Here is a 23,843-nt window from a genome sequence, read left to right as displayed (position 1 = left end):
AGGACCCCGTGCTGACCGTCGATTTCTCCCGGTTCCCGCTCGCCGCAGGCGACCGCGTACTCGACCTTGGCTGCGGCGCAGGCCGGCACGCCTTCGAGTGCTACCGGAGAGGCGCCCAGGTGGTCGCCGTCGACCGCAACGGCGAGGAGATCCGCGAGGTCGCCAAGTGGTTCGCCGCGATGAAGGAGGCCGGTGAGGCCCCGGTCGGCGCCACCGCCACCGCGATGGAGGGCGACGCGCTGGCGCTGCCCTTCCCCGACGAGTCCTTCGACGTCGTCATCATCTCCGAGGTGATGGAACACATCCCCGACGACAAGGGCGTACTGGCGGAGATGGTCCGCGTCCTCAAGCCCGGCGGCCGCATCGCCGTGACCGTGCCGCGCTACGGCCCGGAGAAGATCTGCTGGGCACTGTCCGACGCCTACCACGAGGTCGAGGGCGGCCACATCCGCATCTACAAGGCGGACGAGCTGCTGGGCAAGATGCGGGCCGCGGGCCTCAAGCCGTACGGCACGCACCACGCGCACGGCCTGCACTCGCCGTACTGGTGGCTCAAGTGCGCCTTCGGCGTGGACAACGACAAGGCGCTGCCGGTGAAGGCGTACCACAAGCTCCTGGTCTGGGACATCATGAAGAAGCCGCTGGCGACGCGCGTGGCGGAGCAGGCCCTCAACCCGCTCATCGGCAAGAGCTTCGTGGCGTACGCGACGAAGCCCCACCTTCCCGTCGGCGCGACCCAGTGAGCTCGCCGGGACGTACCGAACACCTCGTCCTGGACGGCGTACTGACCGCGGAGCAGGCGGCCCAGACGGTCGCCGGGATCCTGGCGGTGCAGCGCGCCGACGGCGCCATCCCGTGGTTCCGCGGCCACCACCTCGACCCGTGGGACCACACCGAGGCGGCGATGGCGCTGGACGCGGCCGGGGAGCACGAGGCCGCCGAGCGGGCGTACGCGTGGCTGGCCCGGCACCAGAACGAGGACGGTTCCTGGTACGCGGCCTACGCCGACCGGCCCGACGGTGTGGACACCGCCGAGCCGCAGGACGCGAGCCGCGAGAGCAACTTCACCGCGTACATAGCGGTCGGGGTGTGGCACCACTACCTGTCGACTGGTGACGACACCTTCCTCGACCGGATGTGGCCGTGCGTGTACGCGGCCGTGGAATGCGTCCTGTCGCTCCAGCAGCCCGGCGGCGAGATCGGCTGGAAGCGCGAGGCGGACGGCACGGCCGTCACCGACGCGCTGCTGACCGGGTCGTCCTCCATCCACCAGGCGCTGCGCTGTGCGCTGGCCATCGCCGAGCACCGCGAGGAGCCGCAGCCGGACTGGGAACTCGCCGCGGGCGCGCTGCGGCACGCCATCCGCCGTCACCCGGAGCGGTTCCTGGACAAGGACCGCTACTCGATGGACTGGTACTACCCGGTCCTCGGGGGCGCGCTGACGGGTGCGGAGGCGACGGCGCGGATCGAGGCCCGCTGGGACGAGTTCGTGGTACCCGACCTGGGGGTGCGCTGCGTGCTGCCGAACCCGTGGGTGACGGGCGGCGAGTCCTGCGAGCTGGCGCTGGCGCTGTGGGCGACGGGGGAGTCGGACCGGGCGCTGGAGATCCTGCGGTCGATCGGGCACCTGCGCGCCGACAACGGCATGTACTGGACGGGATACGTCTTCCAGGACCGGGCGGTGTGGCCGGTGGAGCAGACGACGTGGACCGCCGGGTCGCTGCTGCTGGCCGTCGCGGCGCTCGGCGGGGACGAGGCCACCACCGAGGTGTTCGGCGGGGGTTCGCTCCCGGTCGGCCTGGAACCGGACTGCTGCGGCTGAGCCGCACCCCGGGACGCGAACGAACGGGCCCCTCCCGCCGGCGGCGGGAGGGGCCCCGTGTCTTCGCCGCGCGTGTCAGCGGCGGTAGAGCCGGCCGGCCACGGCATGGCCGACCAGGACGTAGACGACGGCGGCCAGGCCGTAGCCGACGACGACCTGGACCCACTCGCGACTGAAGGTGAACAGGTCGTAGGACCAGCCCGCCAGCCACGTCGCGGCGTCGTGCACGAAGGCGACGAGTTCGTTGCCCTGGTTGGCGTCCAGGAAGTAGAGCAGGATCCACAGGACGATCACGAAGGCAAGCACGTCCGCCACCAGAGCGACGGCCCGGCCTGCCTGACTGCTTCCTCGGGTGCGTACTCGCGTGTGTGAGGTCATGCCGCGCGTGTTGCCGCCCGGGCGCGCCGCAAACCCGAACGGGTCTGCCGGGTGGCGGCTCTCCGGGGGCGGGGTGAGGCTGCGGGGGACGCCTGAGTCCCCGGAGGAAACCGTGTCCGTACCCACGACCGTCCGATTCCGTCGCGCCCTCACGGCGGTGGTCCTGTCGACCGCGCTGCTCGCCGGTGCCACCGCCTGCGGCAGCGGTGGCGGCGGCAGTCCGCGGGAGGAACTGTCCGCCGCCTCCATGGGCGAGCTGGCCGCGCTCGCCGCGGCGGAGCCGGCGGCGGCGGAGGCGGACGAGCTGGCGGCCGCGACGCCGTCGCCGAGCACGTCCGCCGAGAAGCAGAAGTTCGCCAAGACGCGCTTCGTCGCCAACGCGGGCCTCGCGGCGGGTGCGACGTACCAGTGGATCGTCAAGCCGTACCGGGAGGGCAAGTTCAAGAAGGGCGCGAAGGGACGTACGTTCGCGCTCATCAAGGCCGGCCTGGCGGGCGCGTTCGCGTACAACCGGCTGAAGGCGGCCGCCGAGAACGCCAAGGGCGACCCGCTGCTGTCGAAGGCGATGGCCCCGCTGACGGCGGGCATCGAGTCGCTGAAGGGGCTGGGCACCAAGCTGCGCAAGGGCCAGGCGGGTGACGCCGACATCTCCTCCTTCGACGACGTCATCAGCAGCGTGAAGGAGGCCGGCAAGAGCGCCGGCGCCACGGTGACCGACAAGGTCCCCAGCACCTCCCAGCTCGGCGGCTAGGGGGTGTCGTCGAAGTAGCGTCGGCCGCCCGTGAGGGCGTGCGTGCCGGGCCCCGCCACCCAGACGGGACTCTGACGGCCGACGTTCTTCGGCAGCCCCGCGGTCGGGGCGGGCGTCACGGCCCGCTCGGCCGCGGGGCTGTTTCAATGGGGCACGTGATCGAGTACGTGTTGCTTGCCGGCGGGGTCGCCGGGGTCGGGTGGCTGGTGCGGCGCAAGCACCTGGCGCGGGCGGGGGCCGCGCCGGTGCCGGGCATCCCCGGTATGGCGCGGATGCCGGCCGGGCAGGGCCGGTGGCGGCCGGGCCGGGTGTACGCCGACGGGGGCGCGGCCCGCTGGGTTCCGGCACGCGGGGAGACCGTGGCACTGCCCGGAGGGCGGGCCACGGGGCTGCGGGTCCCGTCGATGAAGGAGGGGATCTCCATCAACCCCGGATCGCGGATCGTGACCTGCTCCTACGAAGGCGGCGGCAGCATCGAGATCGCGGTGATGCCGCTGGACGTCCGCGAACTGCTGGAGGCACTGCCGCAGGCGGAGTGACCGGCCCGCGGGCGCACGGCCGCGGTGCGGTGACCGGCCTCGCGGGGCGCGGCGCCGCCCGCCGCGCTCAGGTGTTGAGTTCCGCCAGGACGCGCAGGGTGTGCGGGTCGGGGGCGGTGACGAGGAGGTCCGTGACAGGGCCCTTGCGCCACAGGTCGAGCCGTTCCGCGATCCGTTCGCGGGGGCCGGTCAGGGAGATCTCGTCGGCGAAGGCGTCGGGGACGGCGAGGACCGCCTCCTCCTTGCGGCCCGCGAGGAAGAGCTGCTGGATACGGCGGGCCTCCTCCTCGTAGCCCATGCGGGCCATCAGGTCGGCGTGGAAGTTGCGGGCGGCGTGGCCCATACCGCCGATGTAGAAGCCCAGCATGGCCTTGACGGGGAGCAGCCCCTCGGCGACGTCGTCGCAGACCTTCGCGCGGGCCATCGGGGCGATCATGAATCCGTCGGGGAGGTCCGCGAGCGAGGCCTGGTAGACGTCGGTGCGGGTCGGCGACCAGTACAGCGGCAGCCAGCCGTCCGCGATCCGCGTGGTCTGGGCGATGTTCTTCGGGCCTTCGGCGCCGAGCAGGAGCGGCAGGTCGGCGCGGAGCGGGTGGGTGATCGGCTTCAGGGGTTTGCCGATGCCGGTTCCGTCCCCGCCCCGGTACGGGTGGCTGTGGAAGCGGCCGTCCAGGGTGACCGGGCTCTCGCGGCGCAGCACCTGGCGGATGACGTCGACGTACTCGCGGGTGGCGGTCAGCGGGCTCGCCGGGAAGGGGCGCCCGTACCAGCCCTCGACCACCTGCGGGCCGGACAGGCCCAGGCCGAGCATCATCCGGCCGCCGGAGAGGTGGTCCAGGGTCAGGGCGTGCATGGCGGTCGCGGTCGGGGTGCGGGCGGCCATCTGCGCGATGGCGGTGCCGAGGCGGATCCGCGAGGTGTGGGCGGCGATCCAGGTGAGGGGGGTGAAGGCGTCGGAGCCCCAGGCTTCGGCGGTCCACACGGAGTCGTAGCCGAGCCTCTCGGCCTCGGTGGCGAGGTCCAGGTGGTCGGAGGAGGGGCCGCGGCCCCAGTAGCCGAGTGCGAGTCCGAGGCGCATGAACGGATCCCTCCAACCGGAACTGACGATGCGTCAGGCGACTGTAGGGCAACGGCCCCCCGCCGGGAAGGGCGGGGGGCCGGAGCCGTCACGACCGACGCCGTAGGGGCCGGGGGCCGCGTCTACTTGCTGAAGTAGCCGGTGATGTCGGCGATCAGGTCGACGCTGCCCGCGTTGTTGTAGAAGCTGACCTTGCCGTCCACGACCGGGACGACGACCAGGTTGGGGATGGTCTGGCCGGCGGTGAAGTTGAGGTTCGACGCGCTGGTGCGCGTCGTGCCGCTCGGGAAGACCGACACGTAGCTCGACGTGGTCGGGTTGGTCGCCGTCACGTTCAGGATCACCGCGGTGACACCGGTGGCCGGCACCCCCTCGACACCCGCGACGGCCAGGGTGACGACGCCGCCCTCGCCGACCGGAGCCTTGGCCGCGCCGAGCCCGGAACGGGTGTCCATCAGGCGCTTGGGACCGAGGTTGGAGTGCTTGGCGCCCGCGCTCGACGTGGTGAAGTAGCCGGTGATGTCGGCGATCAGGTCGACGCTGCCCGCGTTGTTGTAGAAGCTGACCCTGCCGTTCACCACGGGGACGACGACCAGGTTGGGGATGGTCTGGCCGGCGGTGAAGTTGAGGTTCGATGCGCTGGTGCGCGTCGTGCCGCTCGGGAAGACCGACACGTGGCTGGACGTGGTCGGGTTGGTCGCCGTCACGTTGAGCACCACCGCGGTGAGGCCGTCCGACGTGGGGAGCCCGTCGACGGCCGAGAGGTCGAGGTCCAGCACCCCGCCCTGGCCGACCGGGGCGGTCGGCACGCCGCCCGTGCCGTCACGGGTGTCCAGGACCCGCTTCGGGCCGAGGTTCATGTGGGTGGAGCCCTCGCCGCTCGCGAGGAAGTAGCCGGTGATGTCGGCGATCAGGTCGACACTGCCCGCGCTGTTGTAGAACTGGATGATCCCGTCGTGGACGGGCACGACGACCAGGTTCGGGATGGTCTGCCCGGGAGTGAAGTTGAGGTTCGAGGCGCTGGTGCGCACCGTGCCGTTCGGGTAGACCGACACGTGGCCGGCCTCCGTCGGGTTGGTCGCCGTCACGTTCAGCACCACGGAGGTGACCCCGTACGCCGGGACGCCCTGGACGCCCGCGACCTTCAGGGGCACCACACCGCCCGGTCCGACCTTGGCCTGCGGCACGCCCACACCCGTACGCGTGTCCATCAGGCGCTTGGGGAGGACCGGGACGTACTTGACGTCCGAGACGTCCGCCACCACGGTGACCGGCAGGCTCGTGGACACCTTGCCGTTCTTCGCGGTCGCCCGGATCTGGATCCGGTGGCTGCCCAGGCCCAGCATCGTCGCGACGCTCGTGGCGTCACCGGCGACCGTCGCGACCGGGGCGCCGTCCACCAGCAGCTCGAAGGAGCTCACCAGCTGGGCGGCCGTGCTGGTGGAGAAGCCGACCACCAGCTGACCCGGGGTCTTCGCGGTCCCGCCCGGCGCGACGGGCTCGCCGTTCACGGAGACGACCTTCAGCCGGGCCGCGGGACCCGCCTTGCGGATCGTGTCCAGCTGCGGATACAGCTGGTGGCCCGGGCACTCGGTGTTGAAGCCGTCCCGGTGGCCGGAGACCGTCCTGAACGGGTACGCCTGGCCGGCGGTGAAGCTGGTGCCGGCGTAGTTCTTCTGCGTGGCGCCCGCCGTCAGCGTCGTCGAGCCGTCCATGTCGACGTCGTACTGGCCCAGCTTGTACGCCGCCATCTTCGAGATGCCTTCGAGCGCGGCGGGCGAGGCCCCGGCGTTCGTGTAGTCGCCGAGGACCGCGACGCTCGTCGACTCCGAGTTGAAGCCGTAGGTGTGGGCGCCCATCACCGGCTGGTCCACACCGCCCTGGCGGCCCTCGAAAAGGGTGCCGCACTTGTCGACGAGGAAGTTGTAGCCGAGGTCGCGCCAGCCGTTGGTCTTCACGTGGTAGACGTGCAGACCGCGGACGATGGCCGCCGAGTCGGTGCACTCGTACGGGGCGGTCGCCGCCGTGTGGTGCACGAACAGGGCCTTGATCTTCCCGCCCGCGAGGTAGATCGGGCCCTCGTCGTTCAGGGACTCGTCCGCGCCCCACTGGGCGCGCGAGACGACGTCCGGGCGCGGAGCCGTCGACTCCGGGCCGGGCGCCGCCGCCCCGACGGCCGCCCCGGCCGTCGTCCGCGCGCCCGGGGCCGGCGCGGACTTCGCCGCTCCGCCGCGGCCGGCCGTACCCGGGTCCACCAGGTCCAGCTCCAGGCCGGCGGGCAGCGCGGCCGAGCCGCCGCTCACCCGTACCTCGGCGCCGTCCGCGGCGCCGACCCACACCGGCTCGGTGGCACCGCGCGCTCCCGGCCGGTCGCCGTCGAGTCCCGCCTTGAGCGGCTCCAGCGTCACCCACGGCGTCCACGCCCCGGTCGCGGCGTTCCGGCTGCGGGCCTCGATCTTCCCGTGTACCTCGGCGGCGGCGTCCTTCCAGGACACGCCCATGAGGCCGAACCGCTCGGTGCCGCGCGCGGAGACGGACGCCTCCGTGGCGCTCTTCGGCTCCAGCGCGAGCCTGCGGACGCTGCCCTCGACCGGACCGCTCGTGCCGGCGGACGCAGTGCTGCCGGCCCGGTCCGGACCGGGCCCGGCGGCCACGGCCGCCCCCGGCAGGCACAGCGTCGCGACGACGCCGAGCGCGGCGGCAAGTGCCGTCCCGCGCATGCGACTTGCTATCACGTAGTTCCCCACCCGTTCGCAACTCATCGAATATGAGTACTGGTTGGGCCGATGCTACTGACCCGCACCGACAGGTCCGAACGCGGTTCGAACGCACGACGCCCCACCGGCGGCAGCCGGTGGGGCGTCGTGGTGGAACAGGAGGGGACGTATGCGGATCAGCCGCGCTGGATCCCCGAGGTGTCGCTCAGGACGCCGCGCCGGCCGTCCTGGGTCTGCGCGACGAGCGCCGTCGCGCCGCGCTGCTCGACCGCCAGGTACCAGGTACCCGGCGCCAGCTCGGCGATCTGCGTCGGCGAGCCGTCCTCCGCGAAGAGGGGCCGGGCCACCGGCACCGCGAACCAGAAGGGGCTGAAGTCCCCCGCCGGAGCGGGCGCCGCGGCCCCCTGGTGGCCGCCGACGGAATCCTGCGGACCGGGCGCCGGGGTCGGCGTACCGCCGTACGGCGGGACCGGCTGCGGCGTGGAACCGTAGGGCTGCTGCCCGCCCGGGTAGCCGTACCCGGCACCCGGCTGCGGCTGGCCGCCGTACGGCTGCGGGGCGGCGGGCCGCGCCTCCGGCACCAGCGAACCGGCGAGCGCCGGCACCTTCGCGCCGAAGACGGCCACGCCGGCCAGGGCCAGGGTGGCGAGGAACGCGATGACGGCGCCCGCGCCCAGGTCGAGCGTGCTCGGGCAGGTGATCAGCGCCCACAGCGCGGACCAGGCGGCCGAGACGGCGAGCACGGTGCCCCACGCCGACAGCGGCATGCCGATGACCTTGCGGCTCTCCGGCAGGAAGCGGCCGGCGACGAGCAGACCCGCGGCGATGAACCCGAGCAGGAAGACACTGGGCAGCACCAGGCGGTAGGCGTCGGTGTCCCAGGCGCTCGGCAGGTCGCCACCCGTGGTGGAGTAGAAATCGAGGAACGAGGCGATGAACAGCAGCGCCGCTGCTCCGATCACCACGCCGTCGCCTCGAGTGAGGGAGCGGATGTTCACGTCTTAGGTGTCCTTCTCGGTCTCGGTCGTCTCGTGGTGCCGCGGTCGCAGCGCAGATCGTGCCTGCAGCAAGGCGGGCGGCACCATGGTACGGACGTTCTCCGCGGCCGAGAGGATCGGGGCGGCGGGGCGTCCCGGCGGGACGCCCGAGAGGGACTACCCGCCGAGGAAGCCCACGATGCCGTCGGCGATGCCCTGGGCCGCCTTCTGACGCCACTCCGGACTCGTCAACTGCGCCGCGTCCTTGGCGTCACGCATGTTGCCGCATTCGATGAACACCTTGGGGCGAGTTGACAGGTTCAGTCCGCCCAGATCGTCGCGGACCACCAAACCGGTGCCGCCTCCCAGGTAGTTGGCGGGCGCCGAGCCGGTGGTGCGGGCGAAGTTCCCGGCGATCCGTTCGCCCAGTTCGCGCGAGGGTTCGACGATCTTCGCCGTGTCGGCGGCGCCGCTCCTGACCTTGGCGGGGAGGATGACGTGGAAGCCGCGGTTGCCCGCCGAGACCCCGTCGGCGTGGACGGACACGACGGCGTCGGCGTTCGCCTCGTTGCCGATACGGGCCCGCTCGGTGATGCACGGACCCCAGGCGCGGGCGCCCGTCTCGTGGGTGAGGACCACCTTCGCGCCCTGCGCCTCCAGGGCGGCTCGCAGGCGCTTCGACACGTCCATCGTGAACTCGGCCTCCATGTAGCCGGAGTTCGTGGTGGTCCCGGTGGTGTCGCATTCCTTGCGGTTCGTCCCGATGTCGACCTGTTGGTCGATCTCGTCGGTGTGCTTGAAGTTGCCGGTGTTGTGCCCGGGGTCGACGACCACGGTCTTCCCGGTCAGCGGGCCCTTCACGGGCGCCGCCGGTACGGGGGCCGCGGCGGGCGTACCGGCCTCCGTACTCGGGCTGCCGCTCGGGGTGGCTCCCGGCTTCGCGTCCCGCTGGCCCGGCGGGACGGTCGAGTGGGAGGCGGGCTGCGGGGCCGAGCCGGGCCGGTTCGCGTCCGGCCCGGCGCCGGACAGGGCCTGCGTCAGGACCCAGCCGGCGAGGCAGGCCGGGGCGAGCGCGGCGATCCCGACCACGAGCGTGGAGCGTCGGGTGAACCAGTGCCGGTCCGGATTCACCGAGGAACCGGACTCGGGGGGCGGGGGGCTGTCGTCGTAGCGCACGTCCGCGATGCTAGACCGCCGCCTGCCCGCCCGACCGGGACTGCGCCATCCGGGGGCGTGGTGCGCTTATATGAACGGCGGGTCTGTCGTCCGGTGGGGCGGCGTCAGATGCCCGGGCCGGTGCGGCGCAGCACGCGCAGCGAGTCGGTGACCGAGACCTCCTCGAAGGCGCCCGAGGCGAGGGCGCGCAGGTAGATCCGGTACGGGGCCTGCCCGCCGTCCGCCGGGTCCGGGAACACGTCGTGGATGACGAGCGTGCCGCCCTCCGCGACGTGCGGCGCCCAGCCCTCGTAGTCGCCGGTGGCGTGCTCGTCGGTGTGGCCGCCGTCGATGAAGACGAAGCCGAGCTTGCCGCCCCAGGTGGCCGCGACCTGCGGGGACCGCCCCACGATCGCGATCACGTGCTCCTCCAGACCGGCCCGGTGCAGGGTCCGGCGGAACGTGGGGAGGGTGTCCATCAGGCCGATCTCCGGGTCCACCACCGTCGGGTCGTGGTACTCCCAGCCAGGCTGCTGTTCCTCGCTGCCCCGGTGGTGGTCCACGGTGATCGCGGCCACCCCGGCCTCGCGGGCGGCGTCGGCCAGCAGGATCGTCGAGCGCCCGCAGTACGTGCCGACCTCCAGCAGCGGCAGCCCGAGCGCCCCCGCCGCGGCGGCCGCCTCGTACAGGGCGAGGCCCTCCCGTACGGGCATGAACCCCTTGGCCGTCTCGAAGGCGGCAAGGGTCTCCGGCTTGGGCGTGGCCATGGTGTTCCTCCTGCTGAGCTGCGTGTGGCGGCCCATGCTGCCCTACCGGCCGGTAGGACGCCACGGCCGGGGTCGCCGCAGGCGCCCGGCGGGTGAGCGGCGGCGGAGGCTCAGCGGCCGAACAGCCGGGACAGGCCGCCGCCCGCCCCACCGGAGCCGTCCGCGCGCCGGCGCTCCCGTACATCCCGCCGGAAGGCGGCGCGGGTATCGGAGACCTCCTGTGCCAGCCGCTGGCCGCCGCTGAAGAAGGGCAGCCGGTGCAGCAGCAGGTCCATGTGCGCGAGCGCACTCACGGGATCCCCCGCCTCACCGATACTGCGCAGGACGCGGTGGGCCACCTCGGGATCGCCGTACTCGGCCAGTTCCGCCAGGTCGGGGAAGAGTCGCCAGTACAGCTGCGCGGCCCCCGCGAAGTCGCCGACCAGCCAGGCATCGTGGGCCAGCCGGCGCCGGACGTCGAGCAGGACGGGGCTGTCGGCGGTCAGCGCCCACTCCAGGTCGGGCAGCAGCGGCCCCAGCCATGCCCGTTCGCTCTCCGCCCGCTCCCGCGTGCGCGCGTCCCACTGGCCGTCGCGGTCGCGGGCGCCCCGATGCATGGCCGAGGCCAGGTGGTACCGGGCGGTCAGCGTGACGACGCCGTGGGCGCCGAACACCCGCCCGGCCTGCCCGATGAGCTCGCGCAGCTCCTCCTCGTGGCGGCGGCCGTCACCGGGCCCGAACGCGGCGGCTTCGCCGACGCAGGTGGCGCGGGCGGTGATCGTGTCCGGATGCTCCAGGCCCAGCACCCGCACCAAGCGCGGCAGGATGCGTTCCAGGTCGGTCGTGGACTGCCGGCGAACCCGCACCGCACGGTGATAGGCGGCGCGGACCGTGAGCGCGTCCTGTGCGCCCAGTTCGTCGGTGAGATCGTCGACCAGCATGGCGAGCCGTTCGACGACATCGGCCGGGGAGTCCTCCAACACCTGCGTCAGCCGACGCTCCAGCATCCGGCGGACCGCGTCGTCGGCGGCGGTGTGCACGGTGGGGGCGTACGCAGGCGGAGGCGGGAACGACGCGGCCGCCGACGGGGCGGAGCCCACCCCGCGGGCGACGTCGGCGAGGCGGCGCGAGACCTCCGCCGCCTCCGAGGGCCGCTGGCGAGGGTCCTTCGCGAGCAGGTCCCGTACGAGGGTGTCCAGCGCGGTCGGCAGCCCCGCCCGCAGCGAACTCGGCGAGGGCGGCTCGGCGGTGAGGTGCTGAGCGAGCAGTTCGTGCATCTCGCGGGCGGTGAACGGCCGGTCTCCGGTGAGGAGTTCCATCAGGACGCAGCCCAGCGCGTACAGGTCGGCTCGGCCGTCGACCGGAACTCCATTCGACCCGCCGGTCCAGCGCTCGGGGGCCATGTACGGGAACGAGCCGATGACCATGCCGGTGCCGGTCAGATCCGTGGCAGCCCCGGCTCCGGCCCGGGCCCCCGCCCCAGACCAGGCCTTGGCGATCCCGAAGTCGAGGACCTTCACAGCACCGCTCTCGGTGACCATCACGTTGGCGGGCTTGACGTCCCGGTGGACGATTCCGGCTGCGTGGGCGGCGCCGAGCGCGTCCGCGATTTGCCGGGCCCACTCCAGGGCGTCCGTGAGGGGTGGCACACCGTCGGCGAGGACATCGGCGAGGGTGAGGCCTCCCAGCAGCTCCATCACGAGGAAGACCGCATCGCGCCCGTGGCGTTCGACACGGCCGAAGTCGTGAATGGTGGCGATGCCGGGGTGGGCGAGGTTTCCGGCGAGGCTGGCCTCCCGCTCGAAGCGGCGGGTCTCCTCGGACGTCTGCGGATAGCCGATCTTGACGGCGACCTGCCGCCCCACGCGGTTGTCCCCGGCCCGCCACACTTCCCCGAAGCCGCCCCGCCCGAGCAACTCCTCCAGTGCGTACCGGTTTTCGATCAGTTCCCCCACGCGTGCATTATCGCCGAAAGCCTCACCGGCACAGCGAATCGGTCACCGGGCGCGAATCGGATGGCTACGCTCGGCTACGGAAGTGGCAACTGGCATGGGGGTGACCGTCCATGGTCGGCGTGCGCGATCTCGATCCCAGCGCCTCACCGCTGGACTACTACGGCTCCGAACTGCGCCGCCTGAGAGAGGACGCGGGCCTCAACCAGGCGCAGCTCGGCAGCATCGTCTTCTGCACGGGCTCGTTGATCGGCCAGGTCGAGACCACGCGGAGGGTCCCGACGCGGGACTTCTCGGAACGGGTGGACGCGGCGCTGGGGACGGGCGGGGTCTTCTCCCGCCTGGTGGGGCTGGTGCTGCGGCATCAGTTGCCGACGTGGTTCCAGGCGTACGCGGAGATGGAGGCGCGGGCGGCGTACATCTCCTCCTTCCAGGCGCAGTTGGTAGACGGCTTGCTGCAGACCGAGGCTTACGCGCGGTCGGTGCTCGCGGCGTGGAGCGAGGAGAACCTCGACGCGAAGGTGGCGGCCCGGATGGAACGGCAACGGATCCTGGACCGCGAAAACCCGCCACTGAGCTGGGCGGTGCTGAGTGAGGCTGTGCTGCACCAGGAGATCGGTGGTCGCGAGGTCATGAGGGAACAGCTTGCGCACTTGCTGGCCATGCAGAGGCGACGGTGGGTGCAGGTGCAGATCCTTCCGTTCGAGGCGGGTGCTCACGCGGGGCAGATGGGCTCGTTCACGCTCCTGCGACTCGAAGACGAGCATGACCTCGTCTATACCGAGGACTTCGTGCAGGGCCATATGACGGCCAATCCGCAAGCTCTCAGGGAGGGTTCGCTCCGATACGATCATTTGCAGGCCGCTGCGCTCTCCCTGGAGGACTCGGCGGCGCTGATCGCCCGCGTATTGGAGGAGCGCTATGGAGACCAACCAGCACCTGACGGGCGCGAAGTGGCGTAAGTCCTCGTACAGCGGTGACACCGGCGGTCAGTGCGTCGAGTGCGCCCCGCTCGGGTCCCTGACCTGGCAGAAGGCCTCGTACAGCGGTGACACCGGCGGCGATTGCGTCGAAGTCGCCGCGCAGCTCTGCCTCGTCGCCGTGCGGGACTCCAAGAATGCGGAAGGGCCCGTCTTCACCGTCCGACCCGCCGCGTTCGCCGCGTTCGTGAAGGCCGTCTCTGTATGATCCGCTCCCGACTGGGGGAGTAGGGGGCGGGGGACATGGAGCAGGTGGAGCCGGGGGGCCCGACGCGGGTGGGGCCGTTCGAGGTCGTCGGTGTGCTCGGGCGGGGCGGGATGGGCCGGGTGCTGTTGGGGGCCGGGCCGGACGGGCGGCTCGTCGCCGTCAAGCAGGTACTCGCCCAGTTCGCTGACGACGAGGGCTTCCGGGCCCGTTTCCGCCGTGAGGTCACCGCCTCGCGCAAGGTGTCCGGTGCGTACACGGCGGCCGTGATCGACGCCGACCCGGACGCCCCGACGCCCTGGCTGGCCTCGGTCTTCGTCCCCGGCCCCTCCCTCGGCGCCGTGGTCAAAGCGGTCGGGGTGCTGCCCGAGGAGGTCGTACGCCGCCTCGCCGCCGGTCTGACGTCGGCGCTGGCCGAGATCCACCGGGCCGGGCTCGTGCACCGCGATCTGAAGCCCGACAACGTGCTTCTCGCCGAGGACGGCGTACGCGTCATCGACCTCGGTATCGCCCGGGCCACCGAGGGTGAGGCGGAGGGCGAGACCGGGCTGACGCGTACGGGGTGGGTCGCCGGATCGCCGGCGTACATGTCGCCCGAGCAGGCCGAGGGCCATGTGCTCACGCCCGCGAGCGACGTCTTCTCCCTCGGCTCCGTGCTGGTCATGGCGCTGACCGGCCGCAGCCCCTTCGCCGGGACCTCCACCCTCAAGACGCTGTACGACGTCGTGCACACCGAACCGGACCTCGCCGGGGTCCCGGCCGGGCTGCGCGACCTCGTCGCGCGCTGCCTGGCCAAGGACCCGGCGGCCAGGCCGTCCCCGGCGGAGCTGCGCGAGCTGATCGGCCCGGTGACCCCGGCGGGCCGGCAGTGGCCGTCGGCCGTGTACGGGATGCTCGCCGCGCAGCGGGCGCAGATCGACGGCCTGCTGGCCGGCCGTCCGGTAGGCGTCGACCCGGAGCCCAAGCCCGCCCCCGTGCCCGAGGCTGAGCCGCCTGCTGCTCCCGCGCACGGCACGCCGGCGCCCGCTCCGAAGGTGCCGCCGTCACCGGCCGTGCCGCCGCAGGACACCCGTCCCGGCGGTCCGCGGCGCCCACGGCGGCGCAGGGTCACCGCGCTGGTCGCGGCGGGCGTTCTCCTCGTGGCAGGCACCGGCACCGCCCTGTACGTACGCGACCGCATGAACGCCCCCATCGCCTACACGTCCGTCCCCAGCTGCCGGGAGGCGCGCGAGAGGCTGCCGCTGGACCTGCGGTCGTCGAGCGCGGACACGTTGTCCGGGACGGCCGACGGCGTCCAGACGACGTGCGGCGGCGGGGGTGGTACAGCTGCCTCGCCGACCGCGACGGTCCGTTGGGACCTGAGCCTCGGCGGGAGCGCGGAGACCGACATGGTCACGCGGAGGCGGCACTTCCAGTCGGAGGCGGCCGGTCAGCGCTCCGCGTCCCGCATCGGTTTCGGCACCGAGGCCTACTGGCAGTCCTCCGGCGGCGACTGGACCTGCGTCCTCGCCGTACGGGAGGGCAACCTCTCGGTCCGGGTGAGCCTCAGGGCGACGCCGTACGCCAAGGGTGCCTGCGAGACGAAGGCGAAGGAAGCCGCCCGCGCCGCGCTCAAGGCCGCGTCGCACTGACGGTCACCTCAGCGGACCCCCAGCGGACCCCCAGCGGACCCCAGCCGACCCTCAGCGGCGTCGGAGCAGGGCGCCCCACATCGTCCGCGTGCGAACGAGCCGGTAGTGGAGCTTCGGGAACGCGGAGTAGCGCCAGGGCAAGGCGGCGCCGATGTAGCCGTCGACGTGGCGGAACTGGGCCACGGCTGCCCTGTAGCGGCCCTGGCGGTAGAGGAAGTAGCCGAGCACGTGGCGCATCCACGGCAGTTCCGGGTGGCCGTCGGCGGCTTCCGCGTCCTCGATCGCGGCGTCGACCAGGGCGATCAGGTGCGGGGTGCGGAAGACCTCCGGGTGGAGGCGCTCCTCCGCGAAGCATGCGAACTCCTCGTACCAGGCGGCCAGCGGCAGCACCGTGAGCAGGCTGCCCGGCGGGGCGTCCTGCGCGGCCCGGGCGGCGAACTCCCTCGCCTCGGTGTGGGACCCGCGCCACTTCCTCGACCGGTACTGCAGCATGCCGTGGTGCGCCGCCATGAGGTGGGGGGCCCGCTCGGTCACCCGGTCCCACAGGGCGCGCGTCATGTCCGGGGAGTAGCCCAGCCCGAGTGCCACCCAGATCTCCTTCGAGTGGGGAGTGGGGTCCTCGGGGTTCAGGTCCGCGGCGTGGGCCAGGTCGTACCGGGCGTCGCCCAGGGCCTGGTGGAACGCCTCGAACTGCGCCTCGGACGTCGCGCTCGCACGGCGGGCGCCACGCGCCTTCCATGCCAGCTCCACCTGCGTGCACGCGCGTATGAGGGCCACGTCCGGGTCCTGGGGGCGGGCCGTGTCCCAGGTGTCCAGCCAGGCGGCGCCGTCCCATGCGGCCGACCGGGACAGGTGCTGGACGTAGTAGTCGCGTCGGTCCCAGTCCTTGCCCGCATCGGTCAGGAGCTGCGCCGCGGGCTTCCACTCGCCGGCGACGGCCGCCTTCAGGGTGCGCTCCAGCAGCGGGTCGGGCCCAGCCAGTCGGGAGTTCAACGGCCGCAGGGGCAGGAGGCCGTAGCGGATCCAGACCAAGGCCGCGAGTGAGCCCAGGGCGATGAGTACGAGCACGTTGTCCGTTGTTCCTGTCGCTTCTTGCACGTGGCTGGGCGCCCTGCGGGCGCAGCGGAGTATGCACCGCCGACGGGGAGAGCGGCAACGGAGTTCGCCGGGACGGCTCCGCCCCGCCGGGTCCTCGCCGTCCGCGCGGGTCGGGGAAAACACCTCGATCTGACCTTCCGTCAGATTGGAACGTGTTCTAGTCTGCCGCGCATGGGCATCGGAATCACGCAGGAGCAGCGGGAGTTGGCCGAGGCCGTGCGCGGCTGGGTGGCGCGGGTCTCGCCCCCCGAAGAGGTGCGCAAGCTGCTCGACTCCCCGCCGCGGACCGGGGTGCGGCCCGGGTACTGGGACGCGCTGACCGCGTCGGGGCTCCTGGAGCCGCACCTGGAGGGCGGGACCCTCCTCGATCTGGCCGTCGTCGTCGAGGAGGCTGCCCGGGGGGCGCTGCCCGGCGCGTACCTGCCGAGCGCGCTGGCCTCCGTACTGCTGGACCGGGCCGGGGCCGAGCCGCTGGCGGGGCGGGTCGGGGCGGTCGCCCTCGGGCCCGGGACCCTGACCGCCGTGGCCACCGAGGGCGGCGGGCACCTGCTGGACGGGCTCGCGCCGCCCGTCCTCGGCGCAGGCGAGGCCGACCTCGTGCTGCTCGCCGCCGAGGCCGCGCACGGGACCCGCTGGTTCGCCGTGGACGCCGCCGCGCTGGACATCCGTACGCACGAGAGCGCCGACCCGACCCGCCCCACCGCCGAGGTACGGGCGCGCGGTGCGGTCGTCCCCGCCGGGCGGCTGCTGGAGCTCGACGTGGTGCTCGTACGCGACCTCGCCTGTACGCTGTTCGCCGCCGACGCCTGCGGTACCGCCGCCTGGGCGCTGCACACGGCCGCCGAGTACGCCAAGGTGCGCGAGCAGTTCGGCCGGCCCATCGGGCGGTTCCAGGGCGTCAAGCACCTCTGTGCCGACATGCTCGTACGGCTGGAACAGGCCCGGGCGCTGGCCTGGGACGCCGCCCGGGCCATGGACGAGCCCCCCGACGTGCGCTCGCTCGTGGCGGCCCTGGCCGCCGGGACCGCCCTGGACGCCGCGTACTCCTGCGCCAAGGACTGCATCCAGATCCTCGGCGGGATCGGCTTCACCTGGGAGCACGACGCGCACATCCACCTGCGGCGGGCGATCGTCGCCCGCCAGCTGCTCGGACCCGGCGACGGCCACCGCTTACGGGCCGTGCGGTGCGCGGCGGGCGGGGCGCGGCGCGGGCTGCGTGTGGAGCTGCCGGCTCGGGCCGAGGAGTACCGCGCGAAGGCCCGGGCCGCCATCGAGGACGCGCGCGGACTCGACCCGGCCGCCGCCCGGCGGATCCTGGCCCCCACCGGCTACGCCGCCCCCCACCTGCCGCCGCCCTACGGACTCGGCGCCGGGCCCGTCGAACAGCTCGTCGTCCAGCAGGAACTCGCGGCCGCCGGGGTCACGCTCTGCGACCTGGGCATCGCCACCTGGATCGTGCCCTCCCTGCTGGCCTACGGGACGCGGGCGCAGCGCGACACCTACGTGCTCCCCACCCTGCGAGGCGAGATCACCTGGTGCCAGCTCTTCTCCGAACCGGGCGCCGGTTCCGACCTGGCCTCGCTGCGGACGCGGGCGGAGCGGCGGGCGGACGGCTCCTGGATCGTCAACGGGCAGAAGGTGTGGACGAGTTCCGCGCACAGCGCCGACTTCGGGATCCTGCTCGCCCGCACCGACCCGGACGCGCCCAAGCACAAGGGGCTCGGCTACTTCGTCGTCGACATGAAGAACACCCCCGGCATCGACGTCCGGCCGCTGAAGGAGATCACGGGGGAGGCCCTGTTCAACGAGGTGTACCTCGACGACGTCGAACTCCCGGCGGACGCACTGGTCGGCACGGCAGACGGCGGCTGGCAGGTGGCCCGCAACACCCTCGGCAACGAACGCGTGCACATGGCCGACCGGATGACCTTCGACACCGGCCTGGAGGCGCTGCTCGCGCGCGCCGCCGACCTTGACGGCGCCCACCGGGTGCGATTGGGCGCGCTGGCCGCCGAGGCGCACGCCCTGGCCTGCATCGGGCTGCGCACCACGCTCCAGCAGGTGTCGGGGCTGGAGCCGGGCGCGGGTGCGTCCGTACGCAAACTCGTCCAGACCCCGCACCAGCAGCGGACCGCCGAGCTGGCGCTCGAACTGCTGGGGCCGGCGGGCGCGGTGCGGGAGGGGGCGGGGGAGCGGGCGGTGCACGGGATGCTCATGTCCCGCTGCCTGACCATCGCCGGGGGCACCACGCAGGTCCAGCTCAACGTCGTCGCCGAGCGGATTCTCGGCCTCCCGAGGGACTGAAGGGACACCAGGGGCATGAAGTCGTACATCGTGGGCGTCGGCATGACGAAGTTCGAGAAGCCCGAGTCGCGGGACTGGCAGTACTGGGACATGGCGAAGGAGGCCGGGTCGGCGGCGCTCGCGGACGCGGGCGTGGACTACGGCCTGGTGCAGCAGGTGCCGGTGGGCTACTGCTTCCAGGCCTCCACCGCCGGTCAGCGCGCGGCGTACGAGCTGGGGCTGAGCGGAGTGCCGGTCTACAACGTCAACAACAACTGCGCGACCGGGTCGACGGCGCTGATGATGGCGCGGCAGTTCGTGGAGGGCGGGCTGAGCGACTGCGTGCTGGCGCTGGGCTTCGAGAAGATGAAGCGCGGCGCGCTCGGGGGCGGTGCCGACGGCGGTGACTTCTCCACGTCCCCGGTGGCCCGGCACTACGGGATCATGGCGGCGGGCCACGGCTTCGAGATGTCCCCGCCCACGGCGCAGATCTTCGGCAACGCGGCGCGCGAGCACATGGAGCGCTACGGGACCACCCCCGCGCAGCTGGCGGCGGTCGGCGCGAAGAACCACCGGCACTCGGCGGACAACCCGAACGCGCAGTTCCAGGACGTGTACTCGGTCGAGGAGGTCCTGGCGGCGAAGGAGATCCACGCGCCACTGACGAAGCTCCAGTGCTCGCCGACCTCCGACGGCGCGGCGGCGGCGCTGGTGGTGTCCGAGCGGTTCCTCGTGGCGCACGGGCTGCACGACAAGGCGGTGGAGATCGTCGCGCAGGCGATGACGACGGACACGGAGGAGTCCTTCGCGTCGGGCTCCTGCGTCGATGTCGTCGGCAAGCCGATGACGGCGGCCGCGGCGCGGCAGGTCTACGAGGCGTCCGGGCTCGGCATCGAGGACGTGGACGTGGTGGAGCTGCACGACTGCTTCTCGATCAACGAGCTGCTGACGTACGAGGCGCTGGGCATGTGCGAGGACGGGGCCGCGGGCAAGCTGGTGGAGAGCGGGGCCACGACGTACGGCGGGCGGTGGGTCGTCAACCCCTCTGGGGGGCTGATCTCCAAGGGGCATCCGCTGGGCGCGACGGGGCTGGCGCAGGCGGCGGAACTGGTCTGGCAGCTCCGGGGCGCGGCGGGTCCGCGGCAGGTGCCGGGAGCCCGCGTCGGCCTGGCCCACAACATCGGCCTGGGCGGCGCGGCGGTGGTGACCCTGCTGCGCCGCTGACCGCACGCCGCCGGGCGCGGCGCCGCTGCGGGGGCCCGCCACCGACCCCCGCGCCTCAAACGCCGGCGGGGCTGAAAGTGCCGGGCGCCGGCCGTCGGGTGCCGGGTGCGGCGCCGTGGGCCGGGCTGTGCCAGGCGGCTGCCACGGTGCCTCGAACCCAGACGGGGCTGGATCCGGCAGCGGAGAATCACAACCGGAAGGTGCCGCGCCAGGTCCAGCCGGCGGTCAGCACCGCTTCGCGGAGCGGGGCCTTCACCGCATCGGAGCTGAAGCCGGTCTCCGGTACCAGGCGCCGCCGGCCCTCGGAGTCCCGCCCGAACTTCCACTGTTTGGAGGTGTGGTCGACCGGCCCGCGGATGTACTTGAGCCCCGAGCCGTCGAAGGACCTCTCCCCGCGTTCCAGCCGCTCCCACCGCTCGTCGAGGGTGCGGACCTCGCGGGCACTGGCGTCCAGGCGCAGCAGCGTGCGGCCGCGCTCGGGGTGCCAGGGGCCCGGCGGGATCCGCCACACCGCCACCAGGGTTGCGCCCTCCCGGGCGGTGCCCTCCCGCAGGACGAACGGAGCGTCCGGGCCGTCGAGCGCCAGCAGTGCGGCGCGGAGCTCCGCGGCGGAGCGGGCCGGCGTACCGGGTTCGGGGTGCCGGGTGCCGGTCAGTCGGTCGAAGAGGCCCATCGGGTCAGCCTACGAGACCCCCTCCCCGACGCCGGACTGCTTTCCGGCTGCCTTGAGTTCGCAGCTGCCGTTCGTGCACTCGCGGCGGAGCCGGCCGCGGGAGACGGTCTCGGCCAGGCCGATCGCCCAGCACATCGGGCAGCCGCGCAGGGCGATCACGCCGACCGGGGCGAGGAGCAGGGTGACCGGGCCGAGGAACGGGATGAGGGCGAAGGACGCGATCAGCGCGCCGAAGCCCACCGCGCCGCGCGCCAGGTGCCGTGGCACGGACGCGCTCGCGAAACCGGAGCCGGAGCCGGGTGCCAAGCCGGAGACGGTGTCAGTGGTGGGCACGGGTGTCTCCCAGGGTGAGCTGGAGGGCCGCGCGGGCCCGGTGGAGGCGCGACTTCATCGCGGCGGTGCTCAGGCCCAGGGCCTCGGCGGCGGCCCGGCCGCTGTGGCCCTGCACGTCCCGCATGATCAGTACGCGCCGCTGGTCCGCCGGCAGGTCGGCGATGGCCTCCGCCACCCGGCCCGCCTCCAGGCGCCGCAGTACCTCGTCCTCCGCCGACATGACGGCCGTGTCCGGCAGCGGCGGCCGCTCCCTCGGCATCAGCCGGGCCCGGCGCAGGCACTCGTTGCGGACGATGCGGAACATCCACGACGCCAGCGCCCCGGACGCCCTGAGCATGCCGATCCTGCGGTACAGGATGATCAGCGCCTCCTGCGCCGCGTCCTCGGCGTCCTCGCGCGACGCGCACAGGGAGTGCGCGAAGCGCCGTACGTTCGGATGCGACCCGGCGACCAGCGCGGTGAGGGAATCGAGGTCACCGGCCTGCGCCGCGACGATCAGCGCCTCGTCCGGCCAGTCCGTACGGTCAGCCACGGGCCCGGCCCCGGCGGCGCAGGACGGCGACGGTGCACGCGCAGAGCAGGACGGCCGCGCCGGCCACCGCGATGACTGTGATCATGTCGAAAACCTCCGGGTCAGGTGCCGACCTCTGCGTCGGCAACATACACAGGAGGCGCGGGAGCCCCGAAAGGATTCACCCAGGCCGGGATTCGCCCCGGCCGGGACTCACCCCAGGGCCGGATCGACCACCGTCTCGCCCGTCGAGGCGCGCCGGACCGCTTCCGCCAAATCCTCCACGCGGTCGTCCCGCAGGACCAGGCCGGCCGCGCCGGCGGCGAGCGCCGCCTCCCGCAGACCCGGGTGCGCCGAGCCGGTCAGGACGAGGATCCGGCACTCCGGATCGTCTGCCAGCAGGGCGGTCACCGTCGCGAGTTCCTCCACCAGGGCCACTTCCGGGCGGGCCATCGGGTCCCGGACGACCTCGATGCCGGGCTGGAGGCCGAGCTGGAGCGCCAGGGCCGGATTGTGCGGGTCCAGCAGCACCCGCAGGGCGCGGGCCTGGCGGTGTTCCACGGGCATTTCGTCCACGCGCCCAGCCTATCTGACGGAGAGTCAAGAGTCTTCCCAAGTGCGGGGGCGTGCGTTATACATTCCCTCACCGGCCGAGCCTAGAACGCGTTCTAGAACCGGCCGTCCCGCATACGACCTCGGTGCGGCCGACGGTGCGGACGACCGCGCCGAGGTCTTCCAGGCAGCGCATTTCCGATCTCCGACGACAGGGAGCCGCGTCCTCATGCCGATCGATGCCGCCAGGGCCCTCGCCGCAGACCCCCGCCAGGGGGACATCGGCTGGGACCACAAGGACATCCAGCTCTACCACCTCGGCCTCGGCGCGGGCCTGCCGGCGACGGACCCGGACGAGCTGCGCTACACCCTCGAATCCAAGCTCCACGTCCTGCCCAGCTTCGCGACCGTCGCCGGAGCGGGCATGGCCATGCTCGGCGGCCTCGGCCAGCCCGGCATCGACGTCAACCTCGCCCACGTCCTGCACGGCGGCCACTCCATCGAGCTGCACCGGCCCATCCCCGTCAAGGGGCGCGCCACCTCCAGCTCCAAGGTCGCCGCCGTCTACGACAAGGGCAAGGCGGCCGTCATCGTGCTGCGCTCCGAGGTCGCCGACGCCGACGGGCCGCTGTGGACCAGCGACGCGCAGATCTTCGTACGGGGAGAAGGCGGCTTCGGCGGCGAGCGCGGACCCTCCGCCCGGGAGGAGCTGCCCGGGCGCGCACCCGACCGGGTCGAGGAGCGGCACATCCGCGAGGACCAGGCACTCCTCTACCGCCTGTCCGGCGACTGGAACCCGCTCCACGCCGACCCGGAGTTCGCCAAGCTGGCCGGCTTCGACCAGCCGATCCTGCACGGCCTGTGCTCGTACGGGATGACCCTCAAGGCCGTCGTCGACACGGCCCTCGCCGGGGACGTCTCCCGGGTCCGCGCCTACCGCACGCGCTTCGCAGGGATCGTCTTCCCGGGCGAGACGCTGCGCATCCGGATGTGGCAGGAGACCGGCCGCGTCCTGGTGTCGGTGACCGCCGTCGAACGCGGCGACGCGCCGGTCCTCGCCGACACCGTCGTCGAACACGCATGAACCTCCGCCCCCTGACAGCACCGACAGGAGCCGCACCGTGCGCGCAGCACTGCAGAGCGAGATCGGCCAGGACAAGCTGGAAGTCGTCGACGACATGGAGGCCGTGGGCTTCGGTCCCGGCAAGGTGAAAATCCGGATCAAGGCCACCGGCCTGTGCCACTCGGACCTGTCCGCGATGAGCGGCGTGCTGCCGCAGCCCGCCCCCTTCGTACCGGGCCACGAGGGCTCCGGAGTGATCACCGACGTCGGCGACGGCGTCACCGGCCACGCCGTCGGCGACCGCGTCCTGGTCTGCTGGCTGCCGCCGTGCGGCCACTGCCCGTCCTGCGTACGCGGACAGGGCCATCTGTGCCTGGAGGCCTTCGGGAACGTCGCCACCCCCAACTTCAGGCGGGGCGACGGCGGCGTCTTCGGCTTCGCCGGCACCGGCACCTTCGCCGAGGAGATGGTGGTCCCCGCCGCCTGCGCCGTCCCGATCCCCGACGACCTCCCCTTCGACATCGCGGCGCTGATCGGCTGCGGCGTCACCACCGGCCTCGGCGCGGCCGTCAACACCGCCAAGGTGGAAGCCGGTTCCTCGGTGGCCGTCATCGGCTGCGGCGGCGTCGGCATATCCGTCGTCCAGGGCGCCAAGGTGCAGGGCGCGGCCCAGATCGTCGCCGTCGACCCCGTCGCGTCCCGCCGCGAGGCGGCCCTGCGGTTCGGGGCCACCGAGGCGGTCTCCCCGGAGGAGTTCGCCGACGCCAGGAACCGGATCACCGCCGGCGAGGGCTTCGACTACGTCTTCGAGGTCGTCGGCAGGTCCGCGACCGTGCAGAAGGCGTACGAGATGACGCGGCGCGGCGGCTCCGTCGTCGTGGTCGGGGCGGGCGCCCTCGACGACAACTTCCAGATCAACATGTTCTCGCTGTTCTTCGACGAGAAGAGGATCCTGCCCTCGATGTACGGAGGCGGGGACGTGCTCCGCTCCTACGAGCGCACCATCGCGCTGTGGCGGGCCGGCCGGATCGACCTGGCGAACCTGATCACACACCGGGTGAGCCTGGCCGAGGTCAACGACGCCCTCGACCAGATGCGCACGGGCGTCGCCCTGCGCACCTGCATCGAGCTCTGACCTCCGCGACCTCCGCGACCTCCGCGACCGTCTCCGACCG

23 protein-coding genes are annotated in these 23,843 nt (G+C 72.9%); 11 read left to right on the top strand and 12 right to left on the bottom strand.

What is annotated here, in order from left to right:
• Positions 1-8 precede the first annotated feature (8 nt).
• Together BSL84_RS10325 and BSL84_RS10320 are read left to right on the top strand one after the other, a co-directional pair.
• Positions 9-743, top strand: a complete 735-nt coding sequence (locus BSL84_RS10325; protein ID WP_030037395.1) for a class I SAM-dependent methyltransferase — start codon at positions 9-11, stop codon at positions 741-743.
• Positions 740-1,822, top strand: a complete 1,083-nt coding sequence (locus BSL84_RS10320) for a prenyltransferase/squalene oxidase repeat-containing protein (RefSeq protein WP_030037394.1) — start codon at positions 740-742, stop codon at positions 1,820-1,822. The genes BSL84_RS10325 and BSL84_RS10320 overlap by 4 nt, the downstream gene beginning before the upstream one ends.
• A gap of 75 nt (positions 1,823-1,897) precedes the next feature.
• Here BSL84_RS10320 and BSL84_RS10315 read toward each other — a convergent pair whose 3' ends face one another.
• Positions 1,898-2,200 carry a hypothetical protein gene (locus BSL84_RS10315; RefSeq protein WP_075972037.1) on the bottom strand — a complete coding sequence of 101 codons (303 nt, stop codon included), beginning with the start codon at positions 2,198-2,200 and terminating at the stop codon, positions 1,898-1,900.
• Between the two features lie 112 nt (positions 2,201-2,312).
• On the opposite strand from BSL84_RS10315, the gene BSL84_RS10310 reads away from it, so the two are divergent.
• Positions 2,313-2,951, top strand: a complete 639-nt coding sequence (locus BSL84_RS10310) for a hypothetical protein (RefSeq protein WP_045322030.1) — start codon at positions 2,313-2,315, stop codon at positions 2,949-2,951.
• A gap of 155 nt (positions 2,952-3,106) precedes the next feature.
• Positions 3,107-3,490, top strand: coding sequence for a hypothetical protein (locus BSL84_RS10305; RefSeq protein WP_158879932.1), 384 nt, complete (start codon positions 3,107-3,109; stop codon positions 3,488-3,490).
• Between the two features lie 67 nt (positions 3,491-3,557).
• On the opposite strand, the gene BSL84_RS10300 is transcribed toward BSL84_RS10305, so the two are convergent.
• The 6 genes from BSL84_RS10300 to BSL84_RS10275 all read right to left on the bottom strand — a co-directional run bounded on the left by BSL84_RS10300 (position 3,558) and on the right by BSL84_RS10275 (position 12,118).
• Entirely contained in the window at positions 3,558-4,568 is a 1,011-nt protein-coding gene (locus BSL84_RS10300) for an LLM class F420-dependent oxidoreductase (protein WP_075970206.1), read from the bottom strand.
• Positions 4,569-4,690: 122 nt separating this feature from the next.
• Positions 4,691-7,288, bottom strand: coding sequence for a peptidoglycan recognition protein (locus BSL84_RS10295; RefSeq protein ID WP_075970205.1), 2,598 nt, complete (start codon positions 7,286-7,288; stop codon positions 4,691-4,693).
• A 173-nt stretch (positions 7,289-7,461) separates the two neighbouring features.
• On the bottom strand, positions 7,462-8,283 hold the full coding sequence (locus BSL84_RS10290) for a DUF5336 domain-containing protein (protein ID WP_030029859.1): 822 nt from the start codon (positions 8,281-8,283) through the stop codon (positions 7,462-7,464).
• A gap of 156 nt (positions 8,284-8,439) precedes the next feature.
• Entirely contained in the window at positions 8,440-9,438 is a 999-nt protein-coding gene (locus BSL84_RS10285) for an N-acetylmuramoyl-L-alanine amidase (protein WP_030029857.1), read from the bottom strand.
• Positions 9,439-9,542: 104 nt separating this feature from the next.
• The gene (locus tag BSL84_RS10280; protein WP_030029855.1) at positions 9,543-10,184 is read right to left on the bottom strand and encodes a class I SAM-dependent methyltransferase; all 642 of its coding nucleotides are present in this window, start codon (positions 10,182-10,184) and stop codon (positions 9,543-9,545) included.
• Positions 10,185-10,294: 110 nt separating this feature from the next.
• Complete coding sequence (locus BSL84_RS10275) at positions 10,295-12,118, bottom strand: serine/threonine-protein kinase (RefSeq protein ID WP_075970204.1); 1,824 nt, start codon at positions 12,116-12,118, stop codon at positions 10,295-10,297.
• 110 nt (positions 12,119-12,228) lie between these two features.
• Here BSL84_RS10275 and BSL84_RS10270 point away from each other — a divergent pair, with 110 nt between their 5' ends.
• Genes BSL84_RS10270 through BSL84_RS10260 form a run of 3 tightly spaced genes read left to right on the top strand, consistent with a single transcriptional unit; the run spans position 12,229 to position 14,931 of the window.
• Entirely contained in the window at positions 12,229-13,077 is an 849-nt protein-coding gene (locus BSL84_RS10270; protein WP_075970203.1) for a helix-turn-helix domain-containing protein, read from the top strand.
• Positions 13,037-13,303, top strand: coding sequence for a DUF397 domain-containing protein (locus BSL84_RS10265; RefSeq protein ID WP_045322023.1), 267 nt, complete (start codon positions 13,037-13,039; stop codon positions 13,301-13,303). The genes BSL84_RS10270 and BSL84_RS10265 overlap by 41 nt, the downstream gene beginning before the upstream one ends.
• A 35-nt stretch (positions 13,304-13,338) precedes the next feature.
• On the top strand, positions 13,339-14,931 hold the full coding sequence (locus BSL84_RS10260) for a serine/threonine-protein kinase (RefSeq protein WP_075970202.1): 1,593 nt from the start codon (positions 13,339-13,341) through the stop codon (positions 14,929-14,931).
• 51 nt (positions 14,932-14,982) lie between these two features.
• On the opposite strand, the gene BSL84_RS10255 is transcribed toward BSL84_RS10260, so the two are convergent.
• The gene (locus BSL84_RS10255) at positions 14,983-15,999 is read right to left on the bottom strand and encodes a hypothetical protein (RefSeq protein WP_075970201.1); all 1,017 of its coding nucleotides are present in this window, start codon (positions 15,997-15,999) and stop codon (positions 14,983-14,985) included.
• Positions 16,000-16,200: 201 nt separating this feature from the next.
• Here BSL84_RS10255 and BSL84_RS10250 point away from each other — a divergent pair, with 201 nt between their 5' ends.
• Both BSL84_RS10250 and BSL84_RS10245 read left to right on the top strand, forming a co-directional pair.
• Positions 16,201-18,333, top strand: coding sequence for an acyl-CoA dehydrogenase (locus BSL84_RS10250; protein WP_075970200.1), 2,133 nt, complete (start codon positions 16,201-16,203; stop codon positions 18,331-18,333).
• Positions 18,334-18,348: 15 nt separating this feature from the next.
• Positions 18,349-19,536 (top strand): lipid-transfer protein, encoded by a 1,188-nt coding sequence (locus BSL84_RS10245; RefSeq protein ID WP_045322019.1) that lies wholly within the window; start codon positions 18,349-18,351, stop codon positions 19,534-19,536.
• 187 nt (positions 19,537-19,723) lie between these two features.
• On the opposite strand, the gene BSL84_RS10240 is transcribed toward BSL84_RS10245, so the two are convergent.
• The 4 genes from BSL84_RS10240 to BSL84_RS10225 form a co-directional block, all read right to left on the bottom strand.
• Complete coding sequence (locus BSL84_RS10240) at positions 19,724-20,209, bottom strand: hypothetical protein (protein ID WP_045322015.1); 486 nt, start codon at positions 20,207-20,209, stop codon at positions 19,724-19,726.
• Positions 20,210-20,218: 9 nt separating this feature from the next.
• Positions 20,219-20,542 (bottom strand): hypothetical protein, encoded by a 324-nt coding sequence (locus BSL84_RS10235; RefSeq protein WP_045322014.1) that lies wholly within the window; start codon positions 20,540-20,542, stop codon positions 20,219-20,221.
• Positions 20,529-21,074 carry an RNA polymerase sigma factor gene (locus tag BSL84_RS10230; protein ID WP_030030103.1) on the bottom strand — a complete coding sequence of 182 codons (546 nt, stop codon included), beginning with the start codon at positions 21,072-21,074 and terminating at the stop codon, positions 20,529-20,531. Before BSL84_RS10230 ends, BSL84_RS10235 begins: the two co-directional genes overlap by 14 nt.
• A 192-nt stretch (positions 21,075-21,266) precedes the next feature.
• Positions 21,267-21,620: a hypothetical protein gene (locus BSL84_RS10225; RefSeq protein WP_045322013.1), complete on the bottom strand. Its 354-nt coding sequence runs from the start codon at positions 21,618-21,620 to the stop codon at positions 21,267-21,269.
• A gap of 214 nt (positions 21,621-21,834) precedes the next feature.
• On the opposite strand from BSL84_RS10225, the gene BSL84_RS10220 reads away from it, so the two are divergent.
• Both BSL84_RS10220 and BSL84_RS10215 read left to right on the top strand, forming a co-directional pair.
• A complete protein-coding gene (locus tag BSL84_RS10220) occupies positions 21,835-22,689 on the top strand; it encodes a MaoC/PaaZ C-terminal domain-containing protein (RefSeq protein ID WP_075970199.1) in 855 nt (284 codons plus the stop codon).
• A 37-nt stretch (positions 22,690-22,726) separates the two neighbouring features.
• A complete protein-coding gene (locus BSL84_RS10215; RefSeq protein ID WP_045322012.1) occupies positions 22,727-23,803 on the top strand; it encodes a Zn-dependent alcohol dehydrogenase in 1,077 nt (358 codons plus the stop codon).
• Positions 23,804-23,843 lie beyond the last annotated feature (40 nt).

The sequence above is a fragment of the Streptomyces sp. TN58 genome, assembly GCF_001941845.1.
Lineage (GTDB): Bacteria > Actinomycetota > Actinomycetes > Streptomycetales > Streptomycetaceae > Streptomyces.
The sequence above is the reverse complement of the archived record's forward strand: the minus strand, read 5'-3'. Positions and strand labels throughout refer to the sequence as shown.

Coding starts and splice junctions, on each gene's coding strand:
- BSL84_RS10265 (WP_045322023.1), top strand. CDS start 13,037: ATGGAGACCAACCAGCACCTGACGGGCGCGAAGTGGCGTAAGTCCTCG.
- BSL84_RS10270 (WP_075970203.1), top strand. CDS start 12,229: ATGGTCGGCGTGCGCGATCTCGATCCCAGCGCCTCACCGCTGGACTAC.
- BSL84_RS10260 (WP_075970202.1), top strand. CDS start 13,339: ATGGAGCAGGTGGAGCCGGGGGGCCCGACGCGGGTGGGGCCGTTCGAG.
- BSL84_RS10280 (WP_030029855.1), bottom strand. CDS start 10,184: ATGGCCACGCCCAAGCCGGAGACCCTTGCCGCCTTCGAGACGGCCAAG.
- BSL84_RS10250 (WP_075970200.1), top strand. CDS start 16,201: ATGGGCATCGGAATCACGCAGGAGCAGCGGGAGTTGGCCGAGGCCGTG.
- BSL84_RS10225 (WP_045322013.1), bottom strand. CDS start 21,620: ATGCCCGTGGAACACCGCCAGGCCCGCGCCCTGCGGGTGCTGCTGGAC.
- BSL84_RS10245 (WP_045322019.1), top strand. CDS start 18,349: ATGAAGTCGTACATCGTGGGCGTCGGCATGACGAAGTTCGAGAAGCCC.
- BSL84_RS10300 (WP_075970206.1), bottom strand. CDS start 4,568: ATGCGCCTCGGACTCGCACTCGGCTACTGGGGCCGCGGCCCCTCCTCC.
- BSL84_RS10315 (WP_075972037.1), bottom strand. CDS start 2,200: ATGACCTCACACACGCGAGTACGCACCCGAGGAAGCAGTCAGGCAGGC.
- BSL84_RS10240 (WP_045322015.1), bottom strand. CDS start 20,209: ATGGGCCTCTTCGACCGACTGACCGGCACCCGGCACCCCGAACCCGGT.
- BSL84_RS10220 (WP_075970199.1), top strand. CDS start 21,835: ATGCCGATCGATGCCGCCAGGGCCCTCGCCGCAGACCCCCGCCAGGGG.
- BSL84_RS10295 (WP_075970205.1), bottom strand. CDS start 7,288: ATGCGCGGGACGGCACTTGCCGCCGCGCTCGGCGTCGTCGCGACGCTG.